The sequence below is a fragment of the Streptomyces lienomycini genome, assembly GCF_027947595.1.
GTDB lineage: Bacteria > Actinomycetota > Actinomycetes > Streptomycetales > Streptomycetaceae > Streptomyces > Streptomyces lienomycini.
On record NZ_CP116257.1, the window covers coordinates 6,330,328 to 6,342,981 of the forward strand.

Here is a 12,654-nt window from a genome sequence, read left to right on the forward strand (position 1 = left end):
GTCCGCCCGGCCGGCATCCCGGCCGGGCGTTCGCGAGCCCGTGCCGCCTCCCGGCACCGGCGCCCCGTCCAAGCCACCCGAGCGGAGTCGCATGAAAGCCCAAGGAACCGCCGCCCCGCGGCCGCCCCGGATCCGCGCCCGGACCACGTCGATCGCCGCGTTCGTCGTGCTCGCCGCGCTGATCCCGACCACGGCCTCCGCCTCGGGCACCCAGCAGGCCGAGGCGGAACTCCCCTACGTCTGCGCCCTCCCCTCGGGCGGGCTGCCGGCGACGGTGCGGATCTCGGCGGACCTCCCGGAACGCGCGGACCGGGGCGAGACGTTCACGCCCGACGCCGTCACCACCACCGTGGAGCTGCCCGCGGAGGCGGTCGCGGACCTCACGGCGACCGCGCCCGACGCGACCGAGGTGCGGGCGGCCACGCGGCTCGGCATCGGCCTCACCCAGAACGCGGCCACGGCCGCGGCGACCTGGCGGGGCGGCAGCGGGCCCGTCGCACTGCCCGCGTCGGGACCGCTGACGCTGGTCTCGAAGGGCGACGTCCCCTCGGTGGCCGGCCAGAGCGACGGCGACCTGGCCTTCTCGGCGGGCGACCTCTCGATCGACCTGGCACTCGGCGCCGCGGACGGGGCCGCCACCGACACGGCCGCCGACGCCCCCGGCTCGCTGACCGTCGACTGCTCCCTCGCCGATGACGCCCCGGACCAGGGGCTGCTGGCCACCGTGCCGGTCGGCACGGGCGGCCCCGGGGCGAGCGGTTCGCCCTCCCCGTCCGGGTCCGCGACGGCGTCGGGCCCACCGCGGGACGGGCAGGGGGGCCAGGCGGAGGAGCGGCAGGGGGAGCGGTCGCCGAAGGTGCTGGAGGACTCGCCCGGTGCCGCCGCGGACCGCGACGTGCCGCCGTGCCGCTACGACGAGCAGCACCCGCCCGCGTCGCAGTCGCTGAACGCCTACATCACGGGCTACACCAACGTGAACAAGATGAAGGGCGCCTCGTACCTCCCGGTGTCCTGCATGCTGATCGAGCAGGGTATCCCCGAACTGGTCTCCATCGACGCGGAGTCGATGGTCTTCAACACGGTGTCGTACGGCAACTTCCACTACCGGGAGCGCCAGGAGACACCACCCTTCCAGAGCACCTTCCTGACCTTCGACTTCGTCCCGGTGAAGGCCACCATGGTGCTGAAGCAGACGGGCCCCGTCAGGATCGACTCGCTCCTGAAGACGCCGCTGATCCCGTTCGAGGGTTCGGTGACCACGATGGACACCTACATCCGCGCTCCGTTGACCCTGCAGGTGACCGCCCTGGAGGTCAACGGGACACCCCTGGACGTCGGTTCCGAGTGCCGGACCGAGACGTCCCTCACCTCCGCCGAGCCGGACCCGGCGAACTTCCCCGGTGATCACTTGGTGGTGTTCGGGCGGGGCGAGCAGGTCTACGGCCAGGTCGTCGTCGGCTACCAGCTCACCTCGGGCGGTGTGCTGTCCGGCGAGGTGTCCATCCCGGCCTTCACCGGCTGCGGCACCGACGGCGAGGATCTCGACCGGCTGCTCACCGCCTCCGTCTCCGGCCCCGGCAACTACATCAAGCAGGTCCAGGGCCAGACGTGCGCGGTCATGAACGTCAACGTGCAGGAGTGCACCGAGGACCTCCAGCCCCTCGAGATCCCGGTCGCCGAGCGCTGACCCGGCACCCAGCCCCGCACCTCCCCTCCCACCTCCACGGAAGGCCACCACCATGCGCCCGATCTCCGCCCGCACCCGGCTCGCCACCGTCTCCGCGCTGACCGCGCTCGGCGCCTTCGCCTCCCTGGGCACGGCGACCGCCGCCGACCCCGCGCTGAACGGCGAGTGGGCCCCCTTCACCCGCTGTCCCGTGGACGCCCCGGCGATGCTGGCCGCCGACGGCTTCGACAAGACCCCGCAGTGCGTGGTGTCCACCTCGGCGAGCGGCTCCATCAAACTGGGCGACACCACCGTGACGACCGGCAGGACCAACCTCCAGATCGGGGTCGTCCAGAACGCGGACGGCACCAGCAGCGTGGTCGCCCCGGCCTCCGGCGCGCTGGTCGCCGAGCCCGCCACCGTGCCCGGCGGACTGCTCGGCCTGATGTGCCCGAGCGACATATTCGTGATCACCGGCATCTGCGAGTCGCTGGAGAACTCCAGCCTCAACAAGATCACCGCCACCATGGAGTCCGCCGGCGCCCCCTACGCCTTCGACCAGACCGCGGGTGTCCTCACCGACATGCCCATCGTCGCCCTGCCGGTCCGCATCCACCTGGAGAACCCGCTGCTCGGCTCCAACTGCTACATCGGCTCGGCGGCCAACCCGATCGTGCTGCGCCCGGAGAACCGGAACTACCCGGAGTTCGGGATGACCTTCTACGACGGTGACGGCACCGTGAACGCGGCCGGCGAGATGAGCCGGATCAACCTCAGCGGCGCCACCCAGAACGACAGCACCTTCGCGGTGCCCGGCGCCACCGGCTGCGGCCTGAACGTCGGACTGATCAACCTGGCGGTGAACGCGAAGACCGGGCTGCCCTCCGCCGCCGGCGACAACAGCCTGACCCTCAACGACACGCGGACCCACCTCACCGGTCTCAACGCTCCCGGGACCGTCGTCCCCGACGCCGGGAAGACCATGGCCGAGAACTGGCACTCCGCCGTGAAGTAACGGTCACGGGCACACACAACCGTGACACGATTCCTCCCCAAGAGATGTACACCGCACCAAAGTTGATTTACCGTCAGCTTTGCCAGACCGGTGAACGCCCGGTGGACCGGTCCGGGCCCCGCCCGTCGCGGGCGGGGCCCGGCCGGCCACCCCACCGGACATGTCGACGGCAAGGGATCACTCATGCCCTCAATCGCGCGTCCCTCGGTGCTCGGTGAACCGCTCGACCCGCTCCCCAAGAAGTTCGCCGCCTTCATGCGACCGCTGCTTCCGGGACTGCTCAACGAGATACGGACCGAGGTCACCCGCACCTACCCGGTCTACGGCAGGCTGCTCAACGGCCCGGACGGCGACGCGATCCGCCAGGGCGTCGAGCAGGCGCTGACCGCCTTCGTGGACCGGGTGGCCGACCCCTCCAGCAGCTCCGAGCTGCGGGACGAACTGCTGCGCAGGTTCGGCCGGGTGGAGGCCTACGAGGGCCGCGACCTGGAGGTGCTCCAGGGCGCCTACCGGCTCGGCGCCCGCATCGCCCTGCGCCGGGCCAAGACACTGGGACGGCAGTACAGCCTCTCCCCCACCCTCATCCTCGCCTTCGCCGACGCCCTCTTCGCCTACGTCGAGGAGCTGGAGGCGATCACCCGCGAGGGGTACGCGGAGGTGCGCGAGCGCGCGGCCTCCGAGGAGTCCGCGTTACGAAGACAGTTACTGCACTTCCTCCTGGCCTCCTCCCCGCTGCCCCGGACGACCGTCTCGGAGCTGTGCAAGGCCGCCGCCTGGGAACTGCCCCGGTCGTGCTTCCTCGTCGCCCTGCGCCCTCCGGTGCCGGAACACATCCAGCTGGGGCTCGACCGCGACGTCCTCGCCGACCTGGACATCCCGCAGCCGCATCTGCTGGTCCCCGGGGATCTCACCCCCGCCCGCCTCGACATGATCCGCACGGCCCTGGCCGGCACCCGCGCCGCGGTGGGCCTGACCGTCCCGCTCGAACAGGCCGCCGACTCCGTCCGCTGGGCCCGCCGGATCCTCCAGCTCGTTGACGACGATGTCATCACCGACGCCCCGCTGATCCGCTGCGAGGACCACCTGACGACGCTGTGGCTGCTGTCCGACTCCGCCCTCGTGGACCGTGTCGCGGCCCGTGAACTGGCCCCGCTCGACGACCTGCCCGCCAGGCGGCGCGACCGGCTCGTGGAGACCCTCCGCGTCCACGTCTCCACCCGGGCGCCCGCGGAGCAGGTCGGCGAGGTGCTGGGCGTGCACGCCCAGACCGTCCGCTACCGGCTGCGGACGCTGGACGCCTACCTGGGCGACCGGCTCGCCGACCCCGACCACCGCTTCGCCATCGAGGTGGCCCTGCGCTCGCTGCACCTGCGCGGCCACGACGACGCGACGTGACCCGCCGCGGATGACGCACCGGTGAACTCCTGGCGGACGGTCGGCGCTCCCGCCCCCGGCCGTGTCCCGCTGCCGCCACCATGGGCCGCGTGAAGGGTGTTTCGTGGGAGTCGGTCATCGCCGTGCTCGGCCTCGCCGTGCCGGTGACCGCCGCGCTGTGGGAGTTCTTCCTCGCCGGGCGCAAGCGGCTCGGCTACCGCGTCCAGATGGACACCACCGTCCGGGACTCGTCGACCTCGGGGCCCGAGACCCGGGTGTTCCAGCGGATGCAGTGGGACGGCAGGACGCTGACCGACCCGTCCGTGGTGCTGCTGCGGATCGAGAACGCGGGCTGGTCCCCGATCGTGGAGAGCGACTACGTGGCGCCCGCCACCGATCCGGTGGGCGTCAGCATCGCCTTCCCGGGCCGGCGGGTCGTCGGCATGGCCGTGACGGAGCGCAGCCGGAACGTGCCGCGCAGCTTCTTCACGCCCGACCGGCCGGGATTCGCCGCCACCGACGGCGTGATCAGGCTGCCCAAGGTGATACTCAACCGCCGGGCCCACTACAAGGTGCTGGCGGTCCTGGACCGCGAGGCGGGGTTCGACGACACCGAGTTCCCCGATCCGGAGGTCACCGCGGGCGTCGTCGGCGGGGTGCGGGGCGGGACCGCCAGGAAGACCGAGTACTCCCCGTTCGCCTCCCGGCCGGTCCGCTGGCTGCTCGCCGTCCTCGTCCTGGTGAGCGTCGCCCAGTCGGTGTCCACGTTCGCGCGGGGCGAGGAGGCCGCGGCCGCGCCGCTGGACTGCGCCGCCGGGACCCTGCGCCTGTCGGGTTCCACCGCGTTCCGGCCGGTCCTGGAACTGGCCGCCGAGCAGTACACGAAGACCTGTCCGAACGCGCGGATCCCGCTGTCCGACGGCTCCTTCGAGGGCAGTGTCCCGGGGCTGGACACGCTGGCCGCGGCCGGGGACGCGGCCGCCCCGGCGGACGGTGCGGGGCTGGGCGACCGGCTGGCGTTCAGCGACGGGCCGAAGTCCGACGGCCGCCCTCGGCTGCTGCCCAGGCCCGTCGCCCTGTCCCTGTTCACGCTGGTGGTGAACCCGGACACCGGCGTCCGGGACCTCTCCCTGCGGCAGGTCAGGGACCTCTACGCGGGGCGGATCACCAACTGGCGGCAGGTCGGCGGCGACGACCTGCCCGTCCGGCTCGTCAGCCGCAACCCGGGCTCCGGCACCCGCACCGCCCTGCAGCGGCGGGTGCTGGACGACCGGCCGCTGCCCGCGGTCACGGCGAACGACTGCCGGAGCCTGGACACCGGCCGGGCCGGACGCTGCGAGGTCGCCGACACCCCGGTCCTGCTGGACACCGTCGCCTCGGTCCCCGGCGCGCTCGGGCACAGCGAGGTCGGCGCCGCGGCCGCCCACCGGGGGGTGCGGCAGGTCCGCATCGACGGCTTCCCGGCGACGCTGGAGGGCGCCGACCAGGGCGCGTACCCCTACTGGGAGACCGAGATCGCCTACACCTACGGCGAACCGCCGGCCGACTCGATCGCCGCGGGCTTCCTGCGCTACCTCGCCGACGAGGTCGGCAAGGACGTCATCCGCTCCCAGGGCCACCGCCCCTGCGCCGAGCTGGACGAGCCGCTGCTGTGCCGGCCGGACGGGAGGTGAGCCCTCGCGGGGCCCGCGGCTACGGGTTCTCCCAGGCGGCCGGTTCCGCCGCGAGCCGCCGTACCGGGTCCGGCAGGGCGTCCGCCGCGAGGTCGGCGATCGTCACGCCCTCCAGGATCTCGCGCACATTGGCGCGCAGCGCCACCCACAGCGGCAGCAGGGGCCCCGCCGTGCCCGTGTACACCAGGCCCGTCGGCCGTTCCCCGCGCACCGAGACGATCGGGCCGTCCACCGCCCGGATGACGTCCGCCACCGTGATGCCCGTCGCCTCGCGCGCCAGCCGGTAGCCGCCGCCCCCGCCGCGCCGGCTCTCGACGACGCCGCCGCGCCTGAGGTCCCCGAGGATCCCCTCCAGGAATTTGTGCGGAATGTCCTGTGCGGCGGCCACGTCCTCCGCCCTGACCGGGGCACCGGCCGGGCAGCCGGCCTGCGAACCCTCCGGGGAACCGACCTGGGAACGGCCCTGCCGCACGGCCAGTTCCACTACCGCCCGTACCGCGTAGTCCGCACGCGCCGAGATCCTCATGCCGACCATTGTGGCGTCCGCTGGGACAATGGCCCGGCACGGGCGGTCCCGCGCACGGCGACGGGACCGGAGGCACAGGCAACAGGAGAGGCTCCCTTGGAGCACAGCGGGTTCAGCAGACGAGCGTTCAGCGCCCTCGCGGGCACCACCGTCCTCGGTCTCGCGCTGGGCGGCAGCGTGAGCAGCGCGGCGCTGCCCGCCTCCGGTGCTCCCGGCCCCGTGCCCACCGGGCCGCCGCCCGGGCCGCCCGCCGCCGACGGGGTGCGCCACCAGGTCGCCATGGACCGGCACTCCCTGCTGGTGGACGGCAGGCGGCTGGCGCTGTGGTCGGGCGAGCTGCACCCCTTCCGGCTGCCGAGCCCCTCCCTGTGGCGGGACGTGCTGCAGAAGATGCGGGCGTACGGCCACAACGCGGTCAGCGTCCGCCTCGCCTGGAACCAGCACTCCCCCGCGCCCGGCGTGTACGACTTCTCCGGCGTCCGCGACCTCGACCTGTTCCTGCGCACGGCCGCCGAGTGCGCGCTGTACGTCGTGCTGCACCCCGGCCCGTACATCGGCGCGGACGTGGACGCCGGGGGCCTGCCCGGCTGGCTGACGACCGTCGGGGCCGGGGCCGGGGCCGCCGACCCGGCGTACCTGCGGCACGCCGACGAGTGGCTGAGCCGGGTCAACGCCGTCGTCGCCCGCCACCAGTTCACCCGGGGCACCGGCACGGTCCTGCTCTACCGGGCCGACACCCCCGAACGCGCCGACCTGGACCACCTGCGCACCAGGCTCCGCGCCGACGGCATCGAGGTGCCCCTGCTCCACGCGGGCGCCCCGCTCGCCTGGGAGGAGCCGGAGCGGACCCGGGACGCCGCCGAGGCGCGGCGGCTCCACCTCGCCCGGCTGGCACGGGGCAGCACGCTGCACAACGTCCACATGGCGTTCGGCGGCACCTCCTGGGGGTGGCTGCCCGCGCCGTCCGCGCCGTCGCCGACGTACGACCCCACGGCGGCGATCGACGAGGCACGCCGGCCGACGGACAAGCTCGCCCCGCTCCACCAGCTCGGGCACCTGCTGCGCCACGTTCCGGACTTCACACGGATGACCGGGGCGCCGGCGGTCCGGGCCGCGGACGCCCGCCTGCGGGTGCGGCATCTGGCCAACCCGGACACCGGCGCCCACGCGTACGTCGTGCGCAACGACTCCGCCGCCGACGTCACCTCGACGCTGCCGATGGGCGGGACCGACGTGGAGGTCGCGGTCCCCGCCCGGGACGCGAAGCTGTTCGCCACGGGGCTGCACCTGGGCGCGGGCCGGAAGCTCGCCCACGCCACCGTGCAGCCCATGCTGACGATGAGCGTCGGGCGGCTGGACGTCGCCGCGTTCGTGGGCCGGGCCGGGGAGATGGCGCACGTGGTCCTCGACTGCCCGAACGAGCCGTGGCCGACCCGGCTGGACGAGGAGGCGGCCTGGGCCTTCGACGACGGCAGGCTGCACGTGTCGGTGCCGCTGAAGGAGGACCGGCTGACCCGGGTGCGGGTGCGCAGCGGCGAGACCGACCGCACCCTGCTGCTGATCGTCGCCGACGACGCCGCCTCCCTGCGGCTGTGGCCGTACGAGACCCCGTCGGGCCGCGTCCTGGTGCGGGGCCCCGAGCTGCTGCGCGAGGCCGCCCTCGACGGTGCCGTGATCCGGCTGACCGGCGACACCGTCGACGAGCGCGAACTGGAGGTGTGGGCGCCGCCCGGCATCACCGACGTCACCTGGAACGGCGAGGCGGTGCAGTCGGGCCTGGGCCGCGCCCTGAGCCTGATGACCGTGTGGCCGCTGCCCGGCGCGGCCGGTCCGGAGCTGCCCGCGCTGGACGGCTGGCGGCAGCGGACCGAGAACTTCGAGTCCCGGCCCGAGTACGGCGACGAGGGCTGGACGGCCGCCGACCGGCGCACGTCCGCGAGTACGACACCGGTCCCCGACGGGCAGCCGGTGCTCTTCGCCGACGACTACGGCTTCCACTACGGCGACGTCTGGTACCGGGGCCGGCTCACCGGCGCCGCCGGCCTGGAGTCGGTGTCCCTGTCGTACAGCACGGGCGCGCACGGGCTGCTGATGGCCTGGCTGGACGGGGAGCCGCTGGGCACGCACCGGCCGGGGGACGGGGACGACGGGGACGGGAAGGGCACCTGGACGGGCACGGCGGACCTCCGGCTTCCGGCGGCGGTGCGCGAGGCGCTGGGCGAGCGGCGCGGCGAGGACACCGCGGCCGTGCTCTCCGTCCTGGTCCGGCGCACCCAGCACGCCCAGGAGGACCCCCGCGCGGCCCGCGGGCTGACGGCGGCCCGGTTCGAGGGCGCCTCGCCCCGGGTGAGCTGGCGGATCATGGGCGCGGCCGCCGCCGACCCCGTGCGCGGGCCGCTCAACAACGGCGGGCTGTACGGGGAGCGCCACGGCTGGCACCTGCCCGGCTACGACGACGGCGGCTGGGAGCCGGTGTCGTCGCCGTCCCGCGGGGACCGGCGCCAGGGCGTGACCTGGTACCGGACCGGGTTCCGGCTGGACGTCCCGCCGGAGGTGGACGCCTCGGTCGGGCTGCTCCTCGACGACGGCCCGGGCCGCGCCTCGCGCGTCCAGGTCTTCCTGAACGGCTGGAACCTGGGCGAGTACGTCGGTGGCGGCGCCCCGCACACCTTCGTGCTGCCGAACGGCGTCCTGCGCACCCGTGCCGCCGCCAACACCCTGGCCCTGGCGGTGCTGTCCGACGGCGAGAGCGCGCCGGGGCCCGGCGCGGTGCGCCTGGAGGCGCTGGGCAGCGCGGCCGGAGGGGTGCCGGTGGAGCCCGTCCCCTCCCCCGGGGCGCGCTGACCCGGGCGGTCGCTCAGCGCAGCCGGATCACGTTCCAGGACAGCGGCTCCAGGGCGGCGGTGAGCCTGCCGCCGCTCAGCGCGGTGCCGTCCACCGGGTGCGGGGCGACGCGCTCGGGGTCGGCGAGGGTGTTGCGGGCGTCGGGGTCGGCGTCCGCGAGGGCGCTGTGCTCGACGATGTCCGTCAGGTGGAGGCCGCTGAGGGCGACCTCCAGCGGGAGGGCCCCGGTGCGGGAGCGGTTGACGGCGAAGACGGTGACCGAGCCGTCCTCGGCGCGCACGGCGGTGGCGTGCAGCAGGTCGGCCTCGCCGTACTTCGCCGTCCCGTACGTCGGTGAGTCCACGCGGACGTCGAGGACCTCGCCGCGGCCGTACCGGGAGGCCTGGGAGAAGGGGAAGAACGTCGTCTGGCGCCAGGCCGGGCCGCCCGGCTCGGTCATGATCGGGGCGATGACGTTGACGAGCTGGGCGAGGCAGGCGACGGTGACGCGGTCGGCGTGCCTCAGCAGGGCGATCAGGAGCGAGCCGAGGACGACGGCGTCCAGGACGCTGTAGTTGTCCTCCAGGAGGCGGGGCGCCTCGGGCCAGTCCAGGGCGCTGACCTCGGCCTGCGCCTTGGACATGTACCAGACGTTCCACTCGTCGAAGGAGAGGTCGATCCGCTTCGTCGACTTGAGTCGGGCGCCGACGTGGTCGCAGGTGGCGACGACGCTCTCGATGAACGACTCCATGTCGACGGCGGAGGCGAGGAAGGAGTCGACGTCCCCGTCGTGGGGTTCGTAGTAGGCGTGCAGGGAGATGTGGTCGACCAGGTCGTAGGTCTCCTGGAGGACGGTCGCCTCCCAGGCGGCGAAGGTATCCATCGCCCGGCTCGACGAACCGCAGGCGACCAGTTCGACGTCCGGGTCGATCCGGCGCATGGCGCGGGCGGTCTCGGCGGCGACGCGGCCGTACTCCTCGGCGGTCTTGTGGCCGGTCTGCCAGGGGCCGTCCATCTCGTTGCCGAGGCACCACAGCCGGATGCCGAAGGGGTCCTTGTCGCCGTGCTCGGCGCGCAGGTCGGAGAGCGCCGTGCCGGCGGGGTGGTTGGCGTACTCCTGGAGTGCGAGGGCCTCCGCCACGCCCCGGGTGCCGAGGTTGACGGCGATCATCGGCTCGGCCTGCGGGCCGATCTTCTTGAGGAAGGCGATGTACTCGGACAGGCCGAAGCGGTTGGTCTCGGTGGAGCGCCAGGCGAGGTCGAGGCGGCGCGGGCGGTCCCGCAGCGGGCCGACCGAGTCCTCCCACCTGTGGCCGGAGACGAAGTTGCCGCCGGGGTAGCGGACGGCGGTGACGCCGAGTTCCCGGACGAGTTCCAGCACGTCCTGGCGCAGGCCCTCGGCGTCCGCCGCGGGGTGGCCGGGTTCGAAGACGCCGGTGTACACGCAGCGACCGAGGTGTTCGACGAAGGAGCCGAAGAGACGGGGGTTGACTTCGCCGACGGTGAAGGCGGGGTCGAGGGTGAAGCGGGCGGCGCGCATCTGTTCCTTTCGACGGGGGCGTCCTGCGGGGCGCTCCACTGGCCGGCCAGGCCCGTGCGGGCGACATGTTGTCCGAAATTCCGGACGGCGCCCGTGACTTCGGACGGGAAACGTAGGTGTGCGGCGCTTGCGCGTCAATGGTTCGGGCAGGAACTCCGGCAGGACTCTCCGGAAACCGGGGGGCCGCGGCACCGGGCGGCCCCGGGAACTGGCCGGGACGGCAACCCTCTTGGCATATTGCACTGGTGACCGAACGGCGGCCGGGGGAACGAGGAGACGACGGTGCGGACCAGGAAGGAGATGCGTCGCCTCGCTGACGCCCTCATCGACCCCATCCGGGTGACCGTGCCGGCCGATCCCGAGGTGCTGTTCGAGGCACTCGTGGCCTCCGTCGGCGCGTGGCGGGGACGCGAGGTGGTCGTGCACCGGGCGGCCTTCCCGCCGCACACCGCGAGCGGCCTGTGGCTGGAGCGCGAGAGCCACGACGACGTGGTGGTGGACGAACGCGCCGCAGTGTGGCACCAGATCGTGATCCTCTGCCACGAGGTGTGGCACATGAACCGCCGGGCGGCGGCGGAAGCGGGCGCCGGGGACGCCGGCGGTCCGCGGCCGGTGGCCGCGCGCACCGACTTCTCCCTGGCCGAGGAGCAGGAGGCGGACCGCTTCGGCATGCTGATGGGCAGTCGGCTGCGCGTGTGGCTGGACGCCTCCACCGACTCGGTGTTCGCCGCGGAGGGCGGCGGCCCGGAGAGCCCCCGGGACCTCGCCGGGCGCATCGGGGCCGCGCTCAACTACCGCGGGACGACCAGATGAACAGCGTGATCAACTACGCGAGTTGCGGCGCCCTGTGGCTCGGCCTCGCGGTGCGCGCCCCCGACCTGCTGCGGCACCGGCACGATCCGTATCTGCGGGCGATCTGCGCGGTCCTGGGGCTGGCCGGGCTCTGCTTCCTGCTCGGGGCGCCGCCCACGGTCGGCGCCGTCAACCGGCTGAGCGGCGTGCCCAACCTCGCGGCTCCGCTCACCTACGCGGCCATCACCGGCTACTGCGCCGCCTCCCAGGTCCTCGTCGTCCACTGGCGCGGCGGACCCCGGGTGCGGCGCACCGCCCGCCGGTGGACACTCGCCTACGCCGCCGTGGTCCTGGGCATCGCGGTGGCCTTCGCGCTCGGCGACGCGCCCGCGGAACGCCGCACCGACCTGGACACCTACTACGCGACGACCCCGTACCTCGCCCAGATGATCGTGCTGTACCTGCTCGCCCACCTCACCGCGGCGAGTGTCACGACGGTGTCGGCGCTGCGCTGGGCCCGGCGGGTGCGCGGCGGACTGCGGGCGGGACTGCTGCTGCTGGGGACCGGTTCGCTGTGCGGCGCCGGGTACAGCGTCACCAAGCTCGTCGCGGTGGGCGCCCGCTGGTCCGGGCGTGACTGGTCGCGTCTCGGCACCACCGTCTCCCCGGCCGCCGCGGGCCTCGGCGCGCTGGTGACGGTCGTCGGGGTGCTCGTGCCGCTGGTGGCGCCGCGGCTGGCCGGGCGGCGGCGGGCGGTACGGGCGTACGCCCGGCTGGAGCCGCTGGAGCGGGCGCTCGACGACCTGCTCGTCCGGCGGGCGCTGCGGCTGCCGCGCCCGCGGTTGGCCTCGCCCGAAACCCTCCTGATGTGGCGCCGGACCAGCATCCACAACGCGCTGAGCCACCTGGAGGCGTACGCCGACCGGGACCTGTACGACCGCACCCGCGCCGACGCGCTGACGGCGACGGGCGACCCGGCCCTGGCCGGGGCGCGGGCCTGGGCCGCGGTGATCACCGACGCGCTCCGGCACGAGGCCGGCCCGGGGCGGGCGGCGCCGTCGGCCCCCGGCGCCGGGCCGCTGCCCGCTCCGTCCCCGGACCCGGCCGACCTGGCGCGGATCTCCGACGTGTTCGCGGACGCCGTACGCGTACCGGCCGCCCCGGCCGTGCCGAGCGGGACGAGTACGGCGGGCACCGCGTGACGGGGCCCCGCCGCACGGGCGACCGGCGGGGCCCCGGCGGGGC

Annotated in this window: 9 protein-coding genes; 7 read left to right on the forward strand and 2 right to left on the reverse strand. The window is 74.3% G+C overall.

Annotated elements, in window-relative coordinates; translation table 11 throughout:
• Positions 1 to 91: 91 nt before the first annotated feature.
• The 4 genes from BJ961_RS28950 (at position 92) to BJ961_RS28965 (ending at position 5,728) form a co-directional block, all read left to right on the forward strand.
• On the forward strand, positions 92 to 1,687 hold the full coding sequence (locus BJ961_RS28950) for a DUF6801 domain-containing protein (protein ID WP_271415736.1): 1,596 nt from the start codon (positions 92 to 94) through the stop codon (positions 1,685 to 1,687).
• 52 nt (positions 1,688 to 1,739) lie between these two features.
• On the forward strand, positions 1,740 to 2,681 hold the full coding sequence (locus BJ961_RS28955; RefSeq protein WP_271415737.1) for a hypothetical protein: 942 nt from the start codon (positions 1,740 to 1,742) through the stop codon (positions 2,679 to 2,681).
• A 183-nt stretch (positions 2,682 to 2,864) separates the two neighbouring features.
• Positions 2,865 to 4,076, forward strand: coding sequence for a helix-turn-helix domain-containing protein (locus tag BJ961_RS28960; RefSeq protein ID WP_271415738.1), 1,212 nt, complete (start codon positions 2,865 to 2,867; stop codon positions 4,074 to 4,076).
• 89 nt (positions 4,077 to 4,165) lie between these two features.
• The gene (locus BJ961_RS28965; RefSeq protein WP_271415739.1) at positions 4,166 to 5,728 is read left to right on the forward strand and encodes a substrate-binding domain-containing protein; all 1,563 of its coding nucleotides are present in this window, start codon (positions 4,166 to 4,168) and stop codon (positions 5,726 to 5,728) included.
• Between the two features lie 19 nt (positions 5,729 to 5,747).
• On the opposite strand, the gene BJ961_RS28970 is transcribed toward BJ961_RS28965, so the two are convergent.
• Entirely contained in the window at positions 5,748 to 6,254 is a 507-nt protein-coding gene (locus BJ961_RS28970; protein WP_271415740.1) for an RrF2 family transcriptional regulator, read from the reverse strand.
• 279 nt (positions 6,255 to 6,533) lie between these two features.
• Between BJ961_RS28970 and BJ961_RS28975 the strand changes: the two genes are divergently transcribed.
• Positions 6,534 to 9,098: a beta-galactosidase gene (locus tag BJ961_RS28975; protein ID WP_271417198.1), complete on the forward strand. Its 2,565-nt coding sequence runs from the start codon at positions 6,534 to 6,536 to the stop codon at positions 9,096 to 9,098.
• Between the two features lie 13 nt (positions 9,099 to 9,111).
• On the opposite strand, the gene arfA is transcribed toward BJ961_RS28975, so the two are convergent.
• A complete protein-coding gene (arfA, locus tag BJ961_RS28980) occupies positions 9,112 to 10,617 on the reverse strand; it encodes an arabinosylfuranosidase ArfA (RefSeq protein ID WP_271415741.1) in 1,506 nt (501 codons plus the stop codon).
• A 282-nt stretch (positions 10,618 to 10,899) separates the two neighbouring features.
• Here arfA and BJ961_RS28985 point away from each other — a divergent pair, with 282 nt between their 5' ends.
• Together BJ961_RS28985 and BJ961_RS28990 are read left to right on the forward strand one after the other, a co-directional pair.
• The gene (locus tag BJ961_RS28985) at positions 10,900 to 11,430 is read left to right on the forward strand and encodes a toxin (protein WP_271415742.1); all 531 of its coding nucleotides are present in this window, start codon (positions 10,900 to 10,902) and stop codon (positions 11,428 to 11,430) included.
• Positions 11,427 to 12,611, forward strand: coding sequence for an MAB_1171c family putative transporter (locus BJ961_RS28990; RefSeq protein ID WP_271415743.1), 1,185 nt, complete (start codon positions 11,427 to 11,429; stop codon positions 12,609 to 12,611). Before BJ961_RS28985 ends, BJ961_RS28990 begins: the two co-directional genes overlap by 4 nt.
• Positions 12,612 to 12,654 lie beyond the last annotated feature (43 nt).

Coding starts and splice junctions, on each gene's coding strand:
- BJ961_RS28950 (WP_271415736.1), top strand. CDS start 92: ATGAAAGCCCAAGGAACCGCCGCCCCGCGGCCGCCCCGGATCCGCGCC.
- BJ961_RS28955 (WP_271415737.1), top strand. CDS start 1,740: ATGCGCCCGATCTCCGCCCGCACCCGGCTCGCCACCGTCTCCGCGCTG.
- BJ961_RS28960 (WP_271415738.1), top strand. CDS start 2,865: ATGCCCTCAATCGCGCGTCCCTCGGTGCTCGGTGAACCGCTCGACCCG.
- BJ961_RS28970 (WP_271415740.1), bottom strand. CDS start 6,254: ATGAGGATCTCGGCGCGTGCGGACTACGCGGTACGGGCGGTAGTGGAA.
- BJ961_RS28975 (WP_271417198.1), top strand. CDS start 6,534: ATGGACCGGCACTCCCTGCTGGTGGACGGCAGGCGGCTGGCGCTGTGG.
- arfA (WP_271415741.1), bottom strand. CDS start 10,617: ATGCGCGCCGCCCGCTTCACCCTCGACCCCGCCTTCACCGTCGGCGAA.
- BJ961_RS28990 (WP_271415743.1), top strand. CDS start 11,427: ATGAACAGCGTGATCAACTACGCGAGTTGCGGCGCCCTGTGGCTCGGC.